The 19907-nt window shown below is 57.8% G+C and carries 16 protein-coding genes; 8 read left to right on the top strand and 8 right to left on the bottom strand.

Annotated features, from left to right (window positions below; translation table 11 throughout):
- The first annotated feature begins 105 nt into the window (after nucleotides 1-105).
- Complete coding sequence (locus tag ACX3P5_RS08660) at nucleotides 106-744, top strand: RpiB/LacA/LacB family sugar-phosphate isomerase (RefSeq protein ID WP_233984326.1); 639 nt, start codon at nucleotides 106-108, stop codon at nucleotides 742-744.
- A 71-nt stretch (nucleotides 745-815) separates the two neighbouring features.
- On the opposite strand, the gene ACX3P5_RS08665 is transcribed toward ACX3P5_RS08660, so the two are convergent.
- The 6 genes from ACX3P5_RS08665 to ACX3P5_RS08690 all read right to left on the bottom strand — a co-directional run bounded on the left by ACX3P5_RS08665 (nucleotide 816) and on the right by ACX3P5_RS08690 (nucleotide 7261).
- Nucleotides 816-1574, bottom strand: a complete 759-nt coding sequence (locus tag ACX3P5_RS08665; protein ID WP_233984325.1) for an ABC transporter ATP-binding protein — start codon at nucleotides 1572-1574, stop codon at nucleotides 816-818.
- 9 nt (nucleotides 1575-1583) lie between these two features.
- Nucleotides 1584-2450 (bottom strand): ABC transporter ATP-binding protein, encoded by an 867-nt coding sequence (locus ACX3P5_RS08670; protein WP_233984324.1) that lies wholly within the window; start codon nucleotides 2448-2450, stop codon nucleotides 1584-1586.
- Entirely contained in the window at nucleotides 2422-3327 is a 906-nt protein-coding gene (locus ACX3P5_RS08675) for an ABC transporter permease (RefSeq protein WP_458968571.1), read from the bottom strand. Before ACX3P5_RS08675 ends, ACX3P5_RS08670 begins: the two co-directional genes overlap by 29 nt.
- On the bottom strand, nucleotides 3324-4355 hold the full coding sequence (locus tag ACX3P5_RS08680; RefSeq protein WP_336755216.1) for an ABC transporter permease: 1032 nt from the start codon (nucleotides 4353-4355) through the stop codon (nucleotides 3324-3326). The genes ACX3P5_RS08675 and ACX3P5_RS08680 overlap by 4 nt, the downstream gene beginning before the upstream one ends.
- On the bottom strand, nucleotides 4352-5983 hold the full coding sequence (locus ACX3P5_RS08685) for an ABC transporter substrate-binding protein (protein WP_458968572.1): 1632 nt from the start codon (nucleotides 5981-5983) through the stop codon (nucleotides 4352-4354). Before ACX3P5_RS08685 ends, ACX3P5_RS08680 begins: the two co-directional genes overlap by 4 nt.
- 123 nt (nucleotides 5984-6106) lie before the next feature.
- Entirely contained in the window at nucleotides 6107-7261 is a 1155-nt protein-coding gene (locus ACX3P5_RS08690; RefSeq protein ID WP_233984320.1) for a mandelate racemase family protein, read from the bottom strand.
- A gap of 374 nt (nucleotides 7262-7635) precedes the next feature.
- On the opposite strand from ACX3P5_RS08690, the gene ACX3P5_RS08695 reads away from it, so the two are divergent.
- From ACX3P5_RS08695 to ACX3P5_RS08710, 4 genes are all read left to right on the top strand, one after another.
- Nucleotides 7636-8751: an ABC transporter substrate-binding protein gene (locus ACX3P5_RS08695; protein WP_233984319.1), complete on the top strand. Its 1116-nt coding sequence runs from the start codon at nucleotides 7636-7638 to the stop codon at nucleotides 8749-8751.
- Nucleotides 8752-8916: 165 nt separating this feature from the next.
- The gene (locus tag ACX3P5_RS08700) at nucleotides 8917-9324 is read left to right on the top strand and encodes a DUF2231 domain-containing protein (protein WP_233984318.1); all 408 of its coding nucleotides are present in this window, start codon (nucleotides 8917-8919) and stop codon (nucleotides 9322-9324) included.
- Between the two features lie 12 nt (nucleotides 9325-9336).
- Complete coding sequence (locus tag ACX3P5_RS08705) at nucleotides 9337-10638, top strand: PQQ-dependent sugar dehydrogenase (protein ID WP_233984317.1); 1302 nt, start codon at nucleotides 9337-9339, stop codon at nucleotides 10636-10638.
- 612 nt (nucleotides 10639-11250) lie between these two features.
- Nucleotides 11251-11892: a DapH/DapD/GlmU-related protein gene (locus ACX3P5_RS08710; RefSeq protein ID WP_458968573.1), complete on the top strand. Its 642-nt coding sequence runs from the start codon at nucleotides 11251-11253 to the stop codon at nucleotides 11890-11892.
- Nucleotides 11893-11937: 45 nt separating this feature from the next.
- Here ACX3P5_RS08710 and ACX3P5_RS08715 read toward each other — a convergent pair whose 3' ends face one another.
- Together ACX3P5_RS08715 and ACX3P5_RS08720 are read right to left on the bottom strand one after the other, a co-directional pair.
- Entirely contained in the window at nucleotides 11938-13263 is a 1326-nt protein-coding gene (locus tag ACX3P5_RS08715) for an MFS transporter (protein ID WP_458968574.1), read from the bottom strand.
- A gap of 213 nt (nucleotides 13264-13476) precedes the next feature.
- On the bottom strand, nucleotides 13477-14457 hold the full coding sequence (locus ACX3P5_RS08720) for a GT-D fold domain-containing glycosyltransferase (protein ID WP_458968575.1): 981 nt from the start codon (nucleotides 14455-14457) through the stop codon (nucleotides 13477-13479).
- Nucleotides 14458-15145: 688 nt separating this feature from the next.
- Here ACX3P5_RS08720 and ACX3P5_RS08725 point away from each other — a divergent pair.
- The 3 genes from ACX3P5_RS08725 to ACX3P5_RS08735 all read left to right on the top strand — a co-directional run bounded on the left by ACX3P5_RS08725 (nucleotide 15146) and on the right by ACX3P5_RS08735 (nucleotide 19898).
- Complete coding sequence (locus ACX3P5_RS08725; RefSeq protein WP_233984313.1) at nucleotides 15146-17503, top strand: membrane-bound PQQ-dependent dehydrogenase, glucose/quinate/shikimate family; 2358 nt, start codon at nucleotides 15146-15148, stop codon at nucleotides 17501-17503.
- Nucleotides 17504-17811: 308 nt separating this feature from the next.
- Nucleotides 17812-18792: a TIM barrel protein gene (locus ACX3P5_RS08730; protein WP_233984312.1), complete on the top strand. Its 981-nt coding sequence runs from the start codon at nucleotides 17812-17814 to the stop codon at nucleotides 18790-18792.
- Between the two features lie 65 nt (nucleotides 18793-18857).
- Entirely contained in the window at nucleotides 18858-19898 is a 1041-nt protein-coding gene (locus ACX3P5_RS08735; protein ID WP_336755222.1) for a sugar ABC transporter substrate-binding protein, read from the top strand.
- Nucleotides 19899-19907: the final 9 nt, after the last annotated feature.

The following is a 19907-nucleotide window of genomic DNA, read 5'->3' on the forward strand; positions in this document are numbered from 1 at the left end:
CCGTTTTGTGACGCTACTCACAGCGCGGAGGTGAATTAGTCCATGCACTTTAGCGGTTTTTCATTAAAATGAAACGGTGTTTCAATTAAATGCTAAGGGCAGATCATGAAAATCGCGTTAATGATGGAAAACAGCCAGGCGGCTAAAAACGCTATCGTGTTGAAAGAACTGGAAGGCGTCGCGCAGCCGCTGGGCCATCAGGTCTTCAACGTCGGGATGAGCGACGAGCAGGATCACCATCTGACCTATATTCACCTCGGCATCCAGGCCAGCCTGCTGCTGAACAGCAAGGCCGTTGATTTCATCGTAGCGGGTTGCGGCACCGGACAGGGCGCGCTGATGTCGCTCAACATTCATCCGGGCGTCAACTGCGGATACTGTATCGATCCAGCTGATGCTTATCTGTTTGCGCAGATTAATAACGGTAATGCGCTGGCGCTGCCGTTCGCTAAAGGTTTCGGCTGGGGCGCTGAGCTCAACCTGCGCTTTATCTTCGAAAAAGCCTTTACCGGCGAGAAAGGCATGGGCTATCCGCCAGAGCGCAGAGAGCCACAGGTGCGCAATGCCGGTCTGCTGAACCAGGTGAAAGCGGCGGTGATCAAAGAGAACTACCTGGATACGCTGCGCGCCATCGATCCTGAACTGGTGAAGACTGCGGTCAGCGGCCCGCGCTTCCAACAGTGCCTGTTTGAGCACGGACAGAACGCAGAGATCGTCTCCTTTGTGCGTCAGCTGACTCAGTAAACGCGCCAGGGTGCAGAAGCAGAAGGCCAGGGTAACCTGGCCTTTTTTATGCCTGCCGCCCGTCGCCGTATTCAGTGCGCCGTTACCGGCGTAGCGTGGCGGCTCGCCTCCACCAGCATTCGGGTATAGGGCATACTCGCCCGATTGCTCACCAGCGTCGGGACATCCAGCGTCTCCAGCACCTTGCCCTGTTGCATCACCGCCACCCGATGACAGAGGTGCGCCACCACGCCCAGATCGTGCGTCACCATCAGATAGGTCAGGTTATCCTGCTGCTGCAGGTCACTCAGCAGGTTAAGGATCTCCGCCTGCACCGACACATCAAGCGCCGAGGTCGGCTCATCCAGTAACAGCACCGCCGGTTCCAGAATCAGCGCTCTGGCGATCGCCACCCGCTGACGCTGACCGCCGGAGAGCTGGTGGGGATAACGGGTCTGCCAGGCGCGATTTAATCCGACTTTCTCCAGCATAGCGATCACCCGCTGCTGACGCTGGCCGATGCCCTGAATCTGAAGCGGCTCTTCGAGGATATCGCCAATCGTATGGCGCGGATGCAGCGAACCGTAGGGGTCCTGAAACACCATCTGCACCCGACGGCAGCGAGCCCGATCGATGCAGTGCGCCAGCGGCTGGCCGTCAATCTCCAGCGCACCCTGCCAGTGGTTAAACAGTCCCGCCAGGCATTTCAGCACCGTGGTTTTGCCCGATCCTGACTCGCCGACCAGCCCAAAGATTTCGCCCTGGCTGACCTGCAGATTGACGTCGAACAGCACCTGACTGCGGGCGCTCTCCTCACCAAAGCTGAGATTAAGATTGTTGACGGTAATCATGCTTTTTCCTTATTCAGTTAACCAGCTTGCGTGACGTTGTAACACCGGCAGGCGGCTGCGACGGTGATCGAGGTCCGGCAGCGCCGCCATCAGGCCCTGGGTGTAGGGATGCTGCGCCCGATCCAGTTCGCTGGCGGCCAGCGACTCCACGACGCGACCGGCATACATCACCAGCACCCGATCGCAAAAACGGCGCACCAGGTTAATGTCGTGGCTGATAAAAATCAGCCCCAGCCCGCGCGCCTTGACCAGATCGTCGAGCAGCGCCAGCACCTGCAGACGCACCGACACATCCAGCGCGGAGGTCGGTTCATCGGCAATCACCAGCTCCGGTTCGGTAATCAGCATCATGGCTATCATCACGCGCTGCCCCTGGCCGCCAGAAATTTCATGCGGATAAAGCTGATAGACCCGTTCAGGATCGCGGATTTGTACCACCTCCAGCATCGCCAGCGCCCGCTGACGGGCTGCCGCCTGCTGGCCGCGATGGTGACTGCGCCACGCCTCGGCAATCTGTTCGCCGACCCGGACCACCGGATTGAGCGAATATTTCGGGTCCTGCATGATCATCGAGATCCGTTTACCGCGGATGTCGCGCATCCGGGCCGGCGTAGCGTGCAGCAGATCGACATCGCCAAACTGCATCCGGCTGGCCTCAATCCGCGCTTTCGCCGGTAGCAGTTGCAGCAGCGCCCGGCCAACGGTTGATTTACCGGAGCCGGATTCACCCACAATGGCCAGCTTCTCCTGGCCGAGCTGAAAGGAGACGCCGCGTACCGCCGGGGTGCTCTGACGTCCGTTAACAAAATTTACGTGCAAATCGCGCACGTCGAGCAACGGCGAAGCGTTACTCACTGCGGGGATCGAGCAGGTCACGTAGGCCATCTCCTAAGAAGTTAAATGCCAGGCTGTTAATCAGAATTGCCAGACCGGGTACGGTGACGACCCACCAGCACTCCAGCATGTAGGTGCGACCACTGGCGATCATCGCGCCCCATTCCGGATCGGGCGGCTGCGCGCCGAGGCCGAGAAAGCCGAGGCCCGCGGCGGTGAGAATGATGCCCGCCATGTTCATGGTGATGCGAATAATCACCGACGGCAGGCAGAGCGGGATGATGTGCTTCCACAGCACCCGCAGCGGCGAAGCCCCTTGTAAACGCACCGCAGAGATAAAGTCCGCCTGACGCAGCGACAGGGTTTCTGCCCGCGCCAGGCGGGCAATCGGCGGCCAGGCGGTAAGGGTAATGGCGATCACCACGTGCTCCAGTCCCGGACCCAGCGCGGCGACAAAGGCCAGCGCCAGCACCAGGCTGGGAAAGGAGATAAAAATATCGGTGACGCGCATCAGTACGGCATCAACCTTGCCGCCAAAATAGCCGGCGGTCACGCCCAGCAGCAGGCCGAGCGGCCCGACGGTCACCGACACCAGCAGCACGATATAGAGGGTGATACGCGCCCCCCAGACCAGCCGGCTGAAGATGTCACGGCCAAATTCGTCGGTGCCGAACCAGTGTGCGGCACCCGGCGGCATCAGCGCATTGTTGAGGTCCTGGATCAGCGGATGATAAGGGGCGATCCACGGTGCAAACAGCGCCACGATACAGAGCAGCAGCACAATGCCGCCGCCGATGGCGGTCAGCGGATTACAGGCCATGCGCCAGATAAAGTATCCGCTACGGGCAGCGAAACGGCGGCAGCGCGCCAGTCGCTCACGCGTGGTGCTGGTGGCTGGCGTATCAAAGGAAATCGTCATACTTTGGTCCTCGGATCAAACACCTGATAGAGCAGGTCGGAGAGCAGGTTAAGCAGCACGAAAATCAGGCCGACCACCAGTACGCAGCCCATCACCGCGTTCATATCGCCCAGCATCAGGCTGCCGGTCAGATAGGAACCAAAGCCCGGCCACGAGAAGACGGTTTCAATCAGCACCGCGCCTTCCAGCAGCGAACCGTACGCCAGCGCGACCACGGTCAGCAGCTGCACCAGAATATTGCGGAAGGCGTGTTGCCAGATCACCTGCCACTCGGTTAAGCCTTTCACCCGGGCGGTGAGGATGAACTCCTGCGACAGCTGCGCCAGCATAAAGCTGCGCGTCATGCGGCTGATGTAGGCCAGCGAATGAAAGCCCAGCAGTGAGGCGGGTAACACCAGATGATTCAGCGCATTCCAGAATACCTGGCTGTTGGCGGCCAGCAGGGCGTCGATCAGCATAAAGCCGGTGCGGCGTGGCACCACGCCATCCAGGCTGAAGTCAACCCGGCCCGCGCCACCGACCCAGCCGAGGTGGGCATAAAACAGCAGCAGGCCCATCATCCCGACCCAGAAGATCGGCGTTGAGTAACCCGCCAGGCTGATCATCCGCACCAGATAATCGATCACGCTGTTACGCCGGGCGGCGGCCAGCACGCCCAGCGGCACGCCGAGGCCGGCACCCAGCACAATCGCCAGCGTTGCCAGTTCAACCGTCGCCGGAAAGACGCGCAGAATATCGTTGACCACCGGCTGACCGGTGAGCAGCGCATGGCCGAGATCGCCGTGCAGCAGCGCATTGAGGTAGATGCCGAACTGGACCCACAGCGGCTTATCAAAACCGAGCTGATGATAAACCTGCTGATAGGTCGCCTGATCGGCATCCGGTCCGACAATCGCCAGCACCGGATCAAGCGGCATCACCCGCCCGATAAAGAAGGTCAGCATCAGCAGGCCAGAGAGGGTGATCAGCACCTGCAGGCCGCGTTTGCTGATGCGACGGCAGTGATTTCGGGTGAGCGTCAGGGTCATTGTGCACCTCCGGCCAGGCTATCAGGGGTTTTCCAGACGTCGCGCAGAAAGGTGGTGGCTGACGGATGGGGCTGATAATCCTGCACCCGGTTGTTGACCACCACCGAATCGAGCATCTGGGAAAGGGGCATCAGCGCCGGCACCAGCTGGTCATAGCGTTGCTGAATGGCGAAATAGGCCTGCTGTTGCCGGGCGCTGTCGCGTTCCAACAGCGCGCGATCGATCATGCTGTTGAGTTGCGCATCATAAAAACCGGTGCGCCAGCCCTGGAAATTGGTCAGGCGGGCGCTGTCGGCGTTGTTCGGGTTATAAACCAGTGAACGCAGGCTGGAGTGCGGATGCGGCTCCACGCCGCTGCCGCCGCGGCCGACCAGCAGGTTGAACTGACGATCGCGCATCGCCCCGTAGATCTGATTACCGGTGCCGGTGATGATTCTGGCGCGGATGCCCGCCTGCAGCAGCGTTGACTGAATGGCAATGGCGATATTGAGGAACGGCTGATCGGCCAGCACCCGCAGCGTGGTGTCGAAACCGTCCGGATAACCCGCCTCGGCCAGCAGTGCTCTGGCGCGCGGCACATCCAGCCGGTAGCCGGGATCGGGTAGCGTGGCCGGCATACCCGCCTGAATCGGCCGCTGATGCAGTTCGCCATAGCCGGTCATCAGGCTCTTGTTGATCCCCTGATAATCCACCAGATAACGCACCGCCTCGCGTACCCGGCGATCGCTAAAGTGCGGATCTTTCATACTCATCGCCAGGTAGTAGAGGGTGCCTCTTCTGACCGCATCAATCGCCAGATCGGGATCGTGGCGCAGGGCGCGAACATCGGGAATCGACATATTACTGGCGATGTCGAGATCGCCTTTCTGCATCATCAGTCGCAGCGTCTGCGACTCCTGCAGATGACGGAACACCACCCGTGACATTTTTGCCTCGCCGCGCCAGTAACCGTCGGCCCGGCTCATGCGCAGCACATCTTTTGCCTGCCAGAGATCCAGCCGGAACGGACCGGAACCCGCTTCATGGGTGGTGAGCCAGCGGTTGCCCCAGTCACCATTGACCTCATGCTGCTGCACCGTTTTACGATCCAGCACCACCATGCTGCCGAGCGCAGCCAGCGAGTAGATCACCAGCTGTGGGTCGTTGGGTTTCGGCAGGGTAATAACCACGGTGCGGGCGTCAGGGGCGGTGATCATCTGGTCAACGTTGTCACGGCTGAACCCGTAGGATTTCCAGACCGACGCCTGCGCCAGATTAAGGTGCAGTACCCGCCGCATCGACCAGACCGCGTCGTCACTGGTCAGCGGGTTGCCGGAGTGAAAGGTGACATTGTCACGAAGATGAAAGGTCAGGGTTGTTTGGTCGGCGCTGACCGACCAGCGTTCGGCCAGCGCCGGACGCACGTCGGTCAGCTGTTTCGGGTTGAGTTCCACCAGCCCGTCATAAAGATTAACCACGATGCCCACCACCTCATTACCGGTCATTGCGGCCGGATCAAGAGTGAGCAGGTTATTCATGTTCATGCCGACGATCAGCTGGTCATCCGGGGTCTTTGCCTGGATTGACGCGCTGCCCGTCAGCATCAGCAGCGTGATCAGCCACGCGCCACATCGTTGTGTCAGAGTCATAGGTAAAGTCCAGCGGGTCAGAGGTTTTCCCGTTTACGACTCTGCCTGCTGCTGGCCAACGGGATGGCAGGCAGCAGGCGGGCGACGGGGTTATTATTGTTTGACGTATTTCGGTAGTGCGATTTACCAGCGGTTCAGCGTGTGCGTCTCGATCCAGCTAAAATTAATGTCCTCACCCAGTCCGGCGCGGGTCGGCAGAGTGACAAAACCCTGTTCATCCATCGGATCGACCAGGCTGTTGAGATAGGCGGGTGGCGTCTCATAGTCGAGGAACGGATGCAGCAGGCCGCGTTCGTACCAGCGGCAGTTGCGGATTGCGCCGACCACCGCCAGGCTGGCGGCACCGTTGCCGTGAACTTCACAGTCCATGCCAAACGCCTCGGCGAGGTTGGCTACTTTGAGGGTGGCAGAGATGCCGCCGACGCCGTTGGCCCCGGCACGCAGAATGTCGCAGGCCCCGGCGCGCACCCAGTCGGCACGGCTGTGATGCTTGCCACCCAGACTCTCCGGGCCGAGGACGTCAATCGACAGGTTCTCCGCCAGCCAGGCGTAAGAGGCCATGCTTTCCTCTTCCATCGGCTCTTCAAACCAGGCGAAGTTGAGTTTTTCCAGCGCCTTGCCGATGGTCAGGGCATCGCTGCGGCTGTACCAGTGGTAGCCATCCAGCATCAGCGCGATATCCGGGCCGACCGCTTCCCGCACTGCGGCGCAGGCTTTGATATCCATCGCCGGGCTGGGGGCAAACGAGACCGGCGGCATCCAGGTGTGCAGTTTGATCGCCTGATAGCCGCGCGCCACCAGTTTTTCAGCGAACTGCGCATACTCATCGGGGGTTGAGAGGCCGCCGTGCAGCTCATCGCCGCACATGGTGCTGCCATAGGCCGGGATTTTTTCCCGATAGCCGCCCAGCAGCTTGTGAACCGGCTGGTTAAGTTTGCGGCCAATCAAATCCCACAGCGCCTGTTCGACCGCCGACAGCGCCCGCTCGGTGAGCTGATGGGCGCTGCCGCGCTGCCAGTGCGCCAGATCCTGCCATAACCGCTCGCGGTCAAAGGCGTTCTGACCGATCAGCACCTTACGAAAGAAGGCGTTGACCACATGCGAACGAATCACTTCAGGCGGGGCAAAGGCGTAACCGCAGGTGCCGTCCTCACTGGTCAGGGTGAGCAGCGCCATCTGCGCCTCGTTTTCCGGGCCGGGATGGGAATGTCCGGCGCTGTCGCTGCAGCGTTGGGTCGGGTAGGTAAAGAGAGTGACATCAATCGCGCTGATCTTCACGGCTAAGCTCCTGTGGCTGACGGTCCTGACGATTATTAAAACGTCGTTTCATTTTTCAATCTAACTGCAACATTTTGTTAACGCATTAGCCAAAGCGATTACATTGATGGCGAATATGTGGGCAATCGCCCTGGGCACTGTGAGCATATTCACGAAAGCCGGCCATTTTGTGAGCAGTGACACAGCCGCTTTCTGGCGTTATCCGGGGAATAAAGGAAGTCAGGCAGCGCTCCATGCGCTGGCGGGCGCAATTTACCCGGCTGATGCGGGCGCTAAAACATTTCCTGCCACCACTTCCCCTGATGCTGTTTTTAAGTGATAGTAACGCCGATTGACATTAATAATTCTCATTATCATTACTCTGGATGTTAACAATGAAAAAATGGTTTTTAGCGCTGGGGCTTATAACGCTGGCAGGGATGGCGTCAGCCAAAACCCTTACCGATGTGGCAGGTCGTCAGGTTGAGGTGCCGCAGGAAGCAAAACGCATCATTCTGGGCGAGGGACGTCAGATCTACCTGCTGGCTGCGTTTGATACCGACGCGCCGTTTAAGCGGGTGATTGGCTGGCGCGATGATTTTCCGAAAGCGGACTGGGATGGTTATCAGGCCTATGAGCAGCGCTATCCGCAGATCAGGCAGCTACCCACCTTTGGCGGTGCGAAAGATGGCACCTTTAACGTGGAGCAGGCGTTAACGCTGAAGCCCGACCTGGTGCTGATGAACCTGGAGTCGAAAGCGGCCACCGACGAAGGCAAGCTGATTGAAAAGCTGCAGGCGGTGGGCGTACCGGTGGTGTTTATCGATTTCCGTGAATCTCCGTTTGTGAATGCGGAAAAAAGTATCCGCATTATGGGCGAACTGCTGAATAAACCTGCGCGGGCGCAGGCGATTATCGATTTTCGCCAGCAGCAGATTGATCGGGTCACCTCAAAACTGGCCAATTTCACCGGCTACCGGCCAAAAGTAATGATTGACCGGGCTGGCGGCTACAGCGATGAGTGCTGCATGTCATTTGGTAATGAAAACTTCGGTCAGATGGTGGAGATGGCCGGCGGTCGTAACATCGCTAAAGATCTGATCCCCGGTACCTTTGGCACGGTTAACCCGGAGCAGATTATTGCCAGCCAGCCGGATGTGGTGGTGGTGACCGGCGCAAACTGGAAGAACTACAACACCGTGGGTAAATGGGTCGGCGTCGGACCGGGTGCTAATCAGGCAGAAGCCATTGCACGACTGAAAACCCTGATGATGCGGGACGCGTTCAAAACCCTGCCGGTGGCACATAACGGCAAGGCACACGCCATCTGGCATCAGTTCTACGACAGCCCGTATCAGTTTGTCGCGATTCAGGTGCTGGCTAAATGGCTGCATCCCGATCTGTTTGCCGATCTTGATCCGGACGAGACCTTCCGCGCGTTCCATCAGCAGTTCCTGCCGCTGCCGTATCAGCCGGGTTACTGGGTGACGCTGCCCGCCGATAAGTCCTGATCCCCTGGCGGTGACGGCGCTGTCACCGCCCTGATTTTCACTTCCTGCCGAATTAACCCTTCGCTTTTCTTCATGTTTACTAATCTTTTACAGGCGCGAGATCGGTTGTTGCCGGCAGCTTCACGGCTGGCCCGATCCGCTTTCATCGCTAAAATGGAGAGAAACATGCGCAATACCTCGGGAAGATCGGCGTTCGCCGTGACGCTGTACGCTCTGCTGGAGCCGGTGCCGCTGGGCTTTTTTGTCGCCGCCTGGCTGTTTGACATCCTCTATAGCCAGACCTTTGTGCTGTTCTGGACCGATGCGGCCGGCTGGCTGATCGCGCTGGGGCTGGTGCTGGCGATTGTGCCGCGACTCATCGCGCTGGTTTATCTGTTTCGCGGCAGCGACAGCGCAGAAAAGAGCCATTTCTGGCTGTGGCTGGTGGCGATTGTCATCGCCATCGTTAATGCGTTTATTCACAGCCGCGATGCCGCCGCCGTGATACCGCTTGGCGTAACGCTTTCCACGCTGGTGGTGGCGCTGCTGCTGCTGGCGAATGTGCAACTTGCGTTACGTCAGCGTAGCGCTTAAGGAGGAGCCACCATGAAAATGCAGCATAAATCCTTACTGGCGCTCACCCTGACGGCTCTGCTGGCCGGCTGTGATGATGGTGCGCTGGTCGATCCGCAAAAACAGATCGGACCCAACCCGGAACTGCCGCAGGCGCAGAACTTCTTTATGCCGCCGATGCAGGTGCCGGAAGGGACACCGTGGAAAGCGGGCGAGATGCCTGAAGTGGCGCAGGGGCTGAAAATCGAGAAAATCGCGGAGAATCTGCAACATCCGCGGCAGGTTTACGTGCTACCGAATAATGACGTGCTGGTCGCCGAATCCAACGGACCGCCGAAGCCAACCACCCGTCCTAAGCAGCTGATTATGGGGATTGTGCAGAAGGCGTCAGGCAAAGGCGGTGCCGGCGGAAATCGCATTACGTTGCTGCGTAACGTCAACGGGAAGTGGGAACAGCACCGCTTTATTGAAAATCTGCATTCGCCGTTTGGCATGCAGCTGATTGGCAATACGCTTTATGTCGCCAATGCCGATAGCCTGGTGAAATTCCCGTATCAGGAAGGGCAGACGGAGATTCGTACGCCGCCAGAAGAGGTGACCGAGCTGCCGGGCGGCCCGATTAACCACCACTGGACCAAAGCGCTGTTAGCCAGCCCGGATGGCAGCAAACTCTATGTCGGCGTCGGCTCGAACAGTAACGTCACCGAAAACGGCATTGGTGCGGAATACCGGCGCGCGGCGGTGCTGGAAGTGGACGCGGCCAGCGGGGCCAGCCGTATCTACGCCAGCGGACTGCGCAATCCGACCGGCTTACAGTGGGAGCCGCAGAGCGGCAAACTGTGGGCGATCGTCAACGAACGTGATGAAATTGGTTCCGATCTGGTGCCGGACTATCTGACCTCGGTGCAGGATAAGGGCTTTTACGGCTGGCCCTACAGCTACTTTGGTCAGCATGTCGATAGCCGTGCCGAACCGCAGCGTCCTGACCTGGTTGAGAAGGCGATTAAACCCGATTACGCGCTGAGCTCGCACGTCGCCCCGCTGGGACTGCTGTTTTACGGCGCAGATAACATGCCGCAGTATCGCGGTGGTGCCTTTATCAGCGAGCACGGTAGCTGGAACCGCACGCCGCTCAACGGCTATAAAGTGGTGTGGGTGAAGTTTGAAAACGGCAAGCCGGTCGGACAGCCACAAACGGTGGTATCTGGCTTCCTGACAGAGGATGAGAAGCAGGTGCGCGGTCTGCCGGTTGGCCTGGCCAGCGATCAGCAGGGCGGCGTATTAATCGCCGATGACGCCGGCAACACAGTCTGGCGGATCAGCGCCGCCAACTAATACCGGTATGACGGGCATAAAAAAAGGATTTGGCGTGATGCCAAATCCTTTATTTTTTTGTTCGCTACCCGGCTGGTAACCGCGCTGCGAACGAGGTGCTCAGCCCTCTCCACACAGCAGATTGTAAAATGTGCGGCTAAGGATTTCAAGTTTCGCCAAAATACTGTATGTTTATACATGTGTTGAGTGTTGGGCAACGCCTCATTGTCGACTGGCCGCTCCCAGGGGCACGGTTTCCAAAATCCCGGCAGGCATCAGGTGGTGCTGGCCTGTGGCTTTAACCATGAGTGCCGCTCAGCTCTCTCCACAAAGATGTGCTTAGGCGCCCGGCGGGTAGAGTCAAAGCCTCGGTTGCCGAACAGCGCGCTCCTGTTAAAGGAGAAGGAAAGTGATGGAACTGACTAAGCTGATTCTGGATCTCATCCGGGTCATCTTGCAGATCATCGTTGCCCTTATGCAACTGACCGGTCACGCAGGTTAACCGGAACTTGAAACAAGGCGGAGCTAACCACTCCGCCTTTTTTCGTTGTCAACGGGCTGTCATGCTGGCCGGGTAGAGTGTGGCGGCAGCGTGACGCCAGCCCGGTGTCACCTTTTGCTATCGGGAGCCTTATGTCAGAGACCGCCGTTATGCCCGCCAGACTCCAGCAGACCCGGATTGATGAGAGTGTGCGTATGCGTGAAACCCGCATCGGTCAGCAGTGTGAAATTCTGGCGCATTCCACGCTGGAATATTGCGAGCTGGGCGACTTCTCCTACGTCGGGGAGCATTGCAGCATCGCCGATAGCCAGATTGGCCGCTTCTGCGCCATCGCCAATCAGGTGCGCATCGGGGCACCCAATCATCCGATGGATCGCGCCTCTCAGCATCGCTTCACCTACTGCCCGGAGTATTACCAGGCTGACGCCACGCGCGATCGCGGCTTCTTCGCTGCGCGTCGGGCCGATCGGGTGATCATCGGTCATGATGTCTGGATCGGTCACGCGGTGATCGTGCTGCCAGGCGTGACCATCGGTGATGGTGCAGTACTGGCCGCGGGCGCGGTCGTGACCAAAGATGTGGCGCCTTACAGCGTGGTGGGCGGCGTACCGGCTAAACCGCTGCGGGTGCGGTTTACCCCGGCGATCGCCGCCAGCCTGCAACGCATTGCCTGGTGGAACTGGCCGCTGGAGAAACTGCTGGCCAACCTGGCGGACTTTCAGCACGGCGATATTGAACAGTTTTGCCAGCGTCACGACGCCCGATCAGCCTGACGTCAGATCAAACGCCTCCCCGGCGTTAACCGAAGAGGCGACCCGTCAGGCGGCGGAGGTTTCCGCTACGTCAGATGACCGGCTCTCCGCTACCAGCGGTTTCTCCGGTTGCAGCAGGGTCATCGCCAGCATACTGCCAAAGGCGATCAGCGCGGTGACGGTGAACATCGCGTTATAGCCATAGTATTCCGCCAGCCAGCCGCACAGCATCGGCGAGATAATTGCCGCCAGGTTGGCGATCGCCAGCGTCATGCCGCTGTAGGTGCCGACCGAGGCTTTGGGTGTCACGTTAATGACCACGGACCAGTAAACATTATTCACCAGCGCATTGAGGGCGTTACCCAGCGTCATCAGAGCAATAATTCCGGCAGCTGATGATACGTAAGGGATCGCCATAAAACAGCAGGCGGTCCCGCACAGCGTCACGGCGGCAAACAGGTTTCGCGCCAGCCGCAGGTTGTTAAAGCGCGCCAGCAGCAGGTCAGCAATGCGTCCGCCCAGCAGCACGGTCAGGCAGGCTCCGCTCCACGGGATCATCGCCACGTACCACAGTGAATGCAGGTCGTAATGGAAATTATCCTGCAGGTATTTCGGCATCCACGTCACCAGGGTAAAGGTGATGTAGAGGAAAGAGAAATAGCCCAGCGCGTTACACACCAGCGTGCGGCTGGTGAAGAAGCGCCACCACGGCAGCGCCACGCCATCGGAGTCGCGCTGCCGCTGACCGTCGCGGATCAGGCTGCGTTCTGCGGCGCTGGTGGCAGGACTGCTCTCCGGGCCATCACTGAAGGTGCGGGCAAACAGCGCCATCGCCAGCAGCGAAAAAACGCCGAGCAGGATAAACATCATGCGCCAGTCACCGGTCAGCAGCAGCAGCCCGACCGCTATCGGCGCAGTCAGCAGTGCCCCGACCTGGGTAGAGAGCAGGCCAATGCCCAGCGCAAGACCACGCTCGTTATCCGGTGCCCAGTGGGCAATCGCCTTGTTCATCAGCGCATAGGCGGGGCCTTCCGAGAAGCCGAACAGGATGCGCAGGGCGGCAAATCCCATCAGGGCGGAACCGCCAAACAGCGCGATACCCAGCTCACCGGCCCAGGCGGTGGCAATCTCCAGCAGTGACCAGAGCACGCCTGCCATTAACCACACTTTTTTGGTGCCGATGCGATCGGCAAGAAAGCCGCCGCACAGCGAACCAAACAGATAGCCGAAGCCAAAGTAGCCCAGCACTGCGCCCAGCTGAACTTTACTGAAGTGGTACTCAGTGGCAATCGCATTGGCGGCAAACGAGAGCGCGCCGCGGTCGATGTAGTTGATCAGAGCGATCAGGAACAACAGTGAAAATATGGTGTAACGGTAACGGCTGGCCTTCATCTCACTTCTCCTGAATGGGGATAACAGGATCGATAAAGCAAAATGAGTGCCGGAAATGGCGGAAAGGGGAAAAAGGACCGGCTTGCCCGCGACAACGGACGTTTCCCGCTGCCGCATCGGACAGCCGGGATGGAGAATTACCCGGCTAATTATTCGCCTGCGCATCAATCCGGTGCAGTGGCTGCCTGAAAACAGGGAGCGCAGGGAAAACCATCAAGCCGCGCTGTGCTGCGCCAGCGGGCCCTGGGGCAGCGGAACTACCGGGGGTTCGGCCGTTTCGCCGACATGTTGCAGCACCTGCAACTGATAACCGGCATCGGCTACTGCACTCTGTTCACTGAGCAGCACACCCGCTTCATTAACGTTTTTCCCCGCCACTTTCATTTTTGTGGTGGCACTGGCCAGCATCCATTCATATTCAATATCAACGTGACCACTATCAATACAGCGAATGCCATGCTGGCTCAGATCATAGGCCAGTACCGTTGCGGTAGGACCCAATGAAATTAAGACCAGATCATAATCAGAGGCGTGCGCTAATATCGCGGCGAATAAACGGTCATAAACCGAAAAGGCATTACGGTTGAGCGTGGTGATGCGTTTAACTTCGCGCGCATCTGCCAGTAAATCATTGCCTAATCCCAGCCGCGTTCCGCTTCCCTCAACAATTAACAGCCGGCGGTCTTTATAGAGTTGCTTAAATTTATCAAATATCGTCTGGGACAATTGTTTAGTTTTATAATCGTGATAAGGACGGGTGACAGAGGTATTACCATACTGGTACTGAGAATTGAGCAGAGAAGCATAATATTTAAAATAAAATGACTTGTGAAAGAACCAGAACAGGGCCGAACCTGAACGCATATTTCGCGTGGTGCGAAAGGCATCCGGCAGGCAGACCAGACAGTGAGGATTTGCCTGCGGTCCCTGTTGCAGCAGCGCTTTCAGCCTGGCCGAAAGCTGCGGGTTAAAAGGCTGAAAACCTATATTTTTATAGTAGGTCATCTCCAGTTCACCATCCCCGTAGCGTGCCAGCGATAATTGCGGGTTCGCTAATAACAGATCGATAGTCTCTTCAATCGACATGACCGAAAAACGTTTAACCTGCGCCTGCGCCGCCGGATAACGCATCGCCGCATTGATGAATTTAAATGGGAAACGAAATTTACGATAAATAGCATGTAGTGCGGACATGATTAGCCTGCCTGTTTATCCTGCCACGCAAAGCCTGCTGCGCCCGCAGAGAAGAAGGGGGGGATGTGTTTCTATTTATATCACATCATAATTAGCTGCCAAGCTGAGGAATATCTTAAAGCGTTTTTGCGCGCTTTAATTAACAGGGTGGTTAATATTTTTTCGGGATTACGGGATGGCTTGTAAAAAGATTGTGTATTGTAAAATGTCGGGGTGAGATTAATTAAGACTAATCGCACAGGGCTAACCGGTTGTGCTAATGAATTATTTTTCAGCTTTATTTTGCAATGCGTAAATCCCGCATTGGATATTCCCGCCGCGGCATAAGATTTATAGCCACCACACGGCACTCCACTGATTACTATTTTTTGACATTCCTCTTCTGCGCCGTATCGCCCCGGACCGGAGTTGCTGAAGCAAAATTTGTCTGTTTAATCTTCACCTTTGAACAAAAGGTGCGGTCTGTTTTGCCCAATGATTAATTTTTTGTGATGAATGTCGCGGTTTTACCGCTTCGGAAAGTAAAAAAAGCAGCCGTTACGCTATCACAGAGTGTGAGATTAATAAGTCAGCCTAATGTCTTACCTTTCGACATGTTTTTACATATTTCTTACGTTAGTTAAAATCCCGTTGATTTTATGTTTTCAAATTTGATTTTCTACCGCCGCTAATGACCCGAGGATGGATCATGATTAACAAAATTACCAGTGTAATCATGGCGATATTTGCTATCGCCCTGATTTACATGGGAGGACAACTCCTGCTGGTGGGAGGCAGTGCATTCTATGCGCTGATTGGCGTGGGCGTTCTGCTCAGCGCTATCCTGCTGTTTATGAACAAGCGCAGCGCGCTGACGCTCTATGCGCTGCTGATGTGGATCACCCTGTTCTGGATTATCTGGGAAGTGGGCTTTGATAAATGGCAGTGGATCCCGCGCGGTGACCTGTTTGGCGTGCTGGGCGTCTGGCTGGCCCTGCCGTGGGTGGTTCGTCCACTCTATCAGGGACAGCGCCGCTTCCATCCCTTCCTCGGCGGTACGGTTGCGCTGATGGTCGTGCTGGTGATCGGCCTCTGTTTCTACGATCCGATCCCTCAGCAGGGCACCATCAATAACGCCCGGACGCCGGCAGCCAGCAACGGCGCGGCAGACGAGTGGAGCGCTTACGGCGGAACCCCTGACGGCCAGCGCTTCTCGGCGCTGAATCAGATCACCAAAGATAACGTGAAAGATCTGGAAGTGGCGTGGACCTATCATACCGGCGATCTGCGTCAGAGTGATGATGCCACCGAGTACACCTTTGAAGCGACGCCGCTGAAAGCCAACGGGATGCTCTACTTCTGTACGCCGCATAACGAAGTGCATGCGCTCGATCCGGAAACCGGTGCGGTGAAGTGGAAAACTGCGCCGGATAAAAACCGCTCCTATCTGCAGCAGCACCAGACCTGTCGTGGCGTCAGCTACTTCGACGCCGGTCAGCAGGCGCAGCAGCAGAGCAGCACCCAGCCGGCGATCTGCCGCAAGCGTATCTTCAACGCCACCACCGATGCCCGCCTGATTGCGCTGGATGCCGATACCGGTAAAGCCTGCGCCGACTTCGGTGACAACGGCGTGGTGGACCTGCGCGCCAACATGGGCGAGCTGCGTCCCCATGCGCTAATGCAGACTGCGGCACCGCTGGTGGCAGGCAATCTGGTGATTGTTGGCGGCTCGGTGATGGATAACGGTTTCAACACCGGCAACCCATCTGGCGTGATCCGTGCCTACGATGCGATCACCGGTCGCCTGGTGTGGAACTTCGATCCGGCTAATCCGGCCAATACCGCACCGGTTGATGCGGCCGCCACCTATCCGCAGGATACGCCGGTAGCCTGGGCGACCCTGAGTGCTGACCTGAAAAATGGTCTGGTCTATGTGCCGTTTGGCAACGCTTCGCCGGATGAAGTCGGCATCGAACGCGATCCAAATAGCAACACCGAGAAGTTCCGCGATGCGCTGGTGGCGCTGGATCTGAAAACCGGTGCCTTCAAATGGCGTTATCAGAGTTCGAACCACGACCTGTGGGATCGTGATAACCCTTCACAGCCTTCGCTGATTGATATCGACTATCAGGGCAAGTCACAACCGGCGGTGATCCTGCCGACCAAAACCGGCAACCTGTTTGTGCTGAACCGTCTGACCGGCGAACCGGTCTATCCGGTGGAGCAGGTTAAGGTTTCCACTGACGGCATCAAAGGCGAGCAGTATGCCGCCACTCAGCCGGTCTCCAGCCTGAACTTCATTCCGCAGCCGCTGACTGAAAAGTCGATGTGGGGGATCACGCCGTTTGACCAGATGAGCTGCCGGGCCAGTTTCCGTGAGCTGCGTTACGACGGTAACCCGTGGACGCCGCCAACTGAGAAAGGCTCGCTGATTTTCCCGGGCAACATCGGGGTCTTCAACTGGGGCTCAGTGGCCGTCGATCCGCAGCGTCAGATGCTGATTGCTGCGCCGGTCCGTCTGGCTTACAAATACAACCTGATCAAGCGCACGCCGGAAACCGAAACCCAGCGTACCTTCAGCAAGGACGGCACGCCGTACTGGAATGAAAACTTCCACGGCGACTATGCGATTCACATCCAGCAGCTGGCTTCCGGCCTGGGCATTCCGTGCATCGCGCCACCGTGGGGACGCATGGTGGGTGTCGATCTGAAAACCGGTAAAACCGAATGGCTGCGTCGGGTGGGTAACACCAAAAACCTGAAAACCAGCTTCCTGCCGGGCCGTTTCCCGATCGGTTTCCCGATGGGGATGGTGGCACACGGCGGTCCGTTACTGACTGCGGGCGATCTGGTGTTCCACGGGGCGACGGCGGATAACTTCTTCCGTGCCTATGACAGCACCACCGGTGAGCTGCTGTGGCAGACCGAACTGAGCGCAGGCGCACAGGCCACGCCATCTACCTTCATGGGTAAAGATGGTAAGCAGTATGTGGTGATTGCCGCGGGCGGACACGGTTCGCTCGGCACCACGGCGGGCGACAGCGTGGTCGCTTTCCGACTGAAGTAACCTGACAGGCTGAGCGCCAGTGGCTGGCGCTCAGCTTTCCTGATTTTCTTTCCCCCGTTTTTCTCTTCGCCGCTTCGCCGGACCTTCCCGCTTAACGCCTTGTTTCTTCATGCTTTCCTGTGATTTCTCTCCGCATCTGACTTAATAACCTCGCGAAACTATTTCGTGATGGCTCTCTCAGTTTGACGATTATCCCGCCCGGAGATGCTTGCGCGCCTGAGCACAGAGAGTAGATTAATGTATAACTTCACAAATAATCGTGAATACGGAAAGTACATCACAAGTCGCTATCTGAAGGATTGATCCTCATGTCCGAACTGAAATTTGCCACCCGTCTTAACTCCTTCGCCTCGGGCGCTCATCTTTACTGGCCCGATTTGCAGGGCAAACCGTCGGTACTGCAGATGATTGCCCGCGCCGGTAAGGTTAAAGGCTTGACCCATCTCGATCTCAATTTCCCGCAGCACCTTACCTGCGACATAGCCACGCTGCGTCAGGCGATTGCTGATGCCGGTCTGGCGGTCAATGGGATGCAGATGCGCTGGGATGCCCCGCAGTTCAAAATCGGTGCCTTTACCCATCCCGATGCGAAAGTCCGTCGTGAAGCAATCGAGCTGACTAAGCGCGGCATTGATACCGGCCGGGAGTTTGGCTCACGGCTGATGACGCTGTGGATGGGGCAGGATGGATTCGATTACTGCTTCCAGGCGAATTACAAAAAGATGTGGGAAGACGCGGTCAGTGCGGTGCGTGAAGTGGCGGACTATGCGCCCGACGTCGACGTCAGCATTGAATACAAACCCAACGAGCCGCGTGCTTACAGCATTTTCCCTAACGCCACGACCTGTCTGCTGGCGGTGGAGGAAGCGGGCTCTCCGAACCTCGGCATTACGCTCGACTTCGCCCACGTACTGTTTGCCAATGAGATCCCGGCTTATGCCGCGGCGATGGTAGCGCGCCGTTCCCGTTTGCTGGGGCTCGATCTGAACGACGGCTGGGGTAAACGCGATGACGGGCTGATGGTGGGCTCGGTGAATCCGCGCGCCACGCTGGAGTTTCTCTGGCAGATGCAGCGTGACGGCTACAGCGGTGCGTACTATTTCGATACCTTCCCGGACGCCAGCGGACTCGACCCGATTCGGGAAGCGGAAAGCAATATCGCCACCGTCACCCGTTTACTGAAATTGTGTGAGCAACTGGATGACAATGCAGCATTACAGGCGGCAATCGATCGTCAGGATGCGGTGGCTTCACAACAGATCGTTAATGACATCATGCTGGCACGCTAACGGTCACACCGCCGGTAAAAAATAAAAAAACCTCTACCCAACACCCAGAGAAGAAAGGTCATCGTATGAAGAAACTCCTGCTTGCCGTCATTGCTTCCTCACTGCTGTGCAGCACCGTCTATGCGGCGGAACTGGCACCGCTGCAGTCCGACACCGAACCGGATCGCACTGACTGGACCCAGCTTGATACTAAATATGGCGCTCTGCCAAAAGTGGACAAGACGCTGAAGATTGGTGGGGTATCGAAAACCCTGACCAATGAATACTGGCGCTCCCTCGGCCAGGGTTATCAGAACGTGGCGAAAAAATATGGCTTCACCGTTGCGTATCAGGCGGCAGCCAATGAAGATGATCAGCTGGGTCAGCTGTCGATCGCCGAAACCCTGATCTCCCAGGGCTTTAACGGCCTGCTGGTTTCCCCGCAGACCGACATCAACCTGGAGCCGGCGCTGGAAACGGCTAACAGCAAGAATATCCCGGTGGTTAACGTCAACGATGCGGTGATGCCCAACGCGCGCTACTACGTCGGTAACGTGCAGAAAGACAACGGCGTGCGGGTAGCGAAATGGTTCATTGAACACCATCCACAGGGCGGCAAAGTGGCGGTGATCGAAGGGCAGCCGGGCGTCTATGCCGCCGGACAGCGTACCCGTGGCTTTAAAGAGACCTTGCAGGCCAACGGCAAATTCACCCTTGCCGCCAGCGTACCGGCCAACTGGAGCCGCGAGCAGGCCTTTAACGCCGCCTCGACCATTCTGCAACAGCATCCGGACCTGATTGGTTTCTACGCCAACAACGACACCATGGCGCTCGGCGTGGTGGAAGCGGTGCGGGCGCAGAACAAAGCGGCACAGGTGGCGGTGTTTGGCACCGACGGTATCTCCGATGCGTACGCCTCGATCAAGCGCGGTGAGCTGACCGGCACGGTGGACAGTTTCCCGGTGCTGACTGGCGAAGTGGCGATGGACGTGATGATTCGGCTGATTAACGGCCAGAAACTCTCGCGGGTGATCTCGACGCCGCAGGCGCTGATCACCAAAGAGAACGTCGAGGCCTTTTCGACCAAAGACAACAGCCGGTTGCGTCAGTTACTGACCCAGCAATAAGTCAGGCGG

The organism is Pantoea sp. S-LA4 (assembly GCF_054482835.1).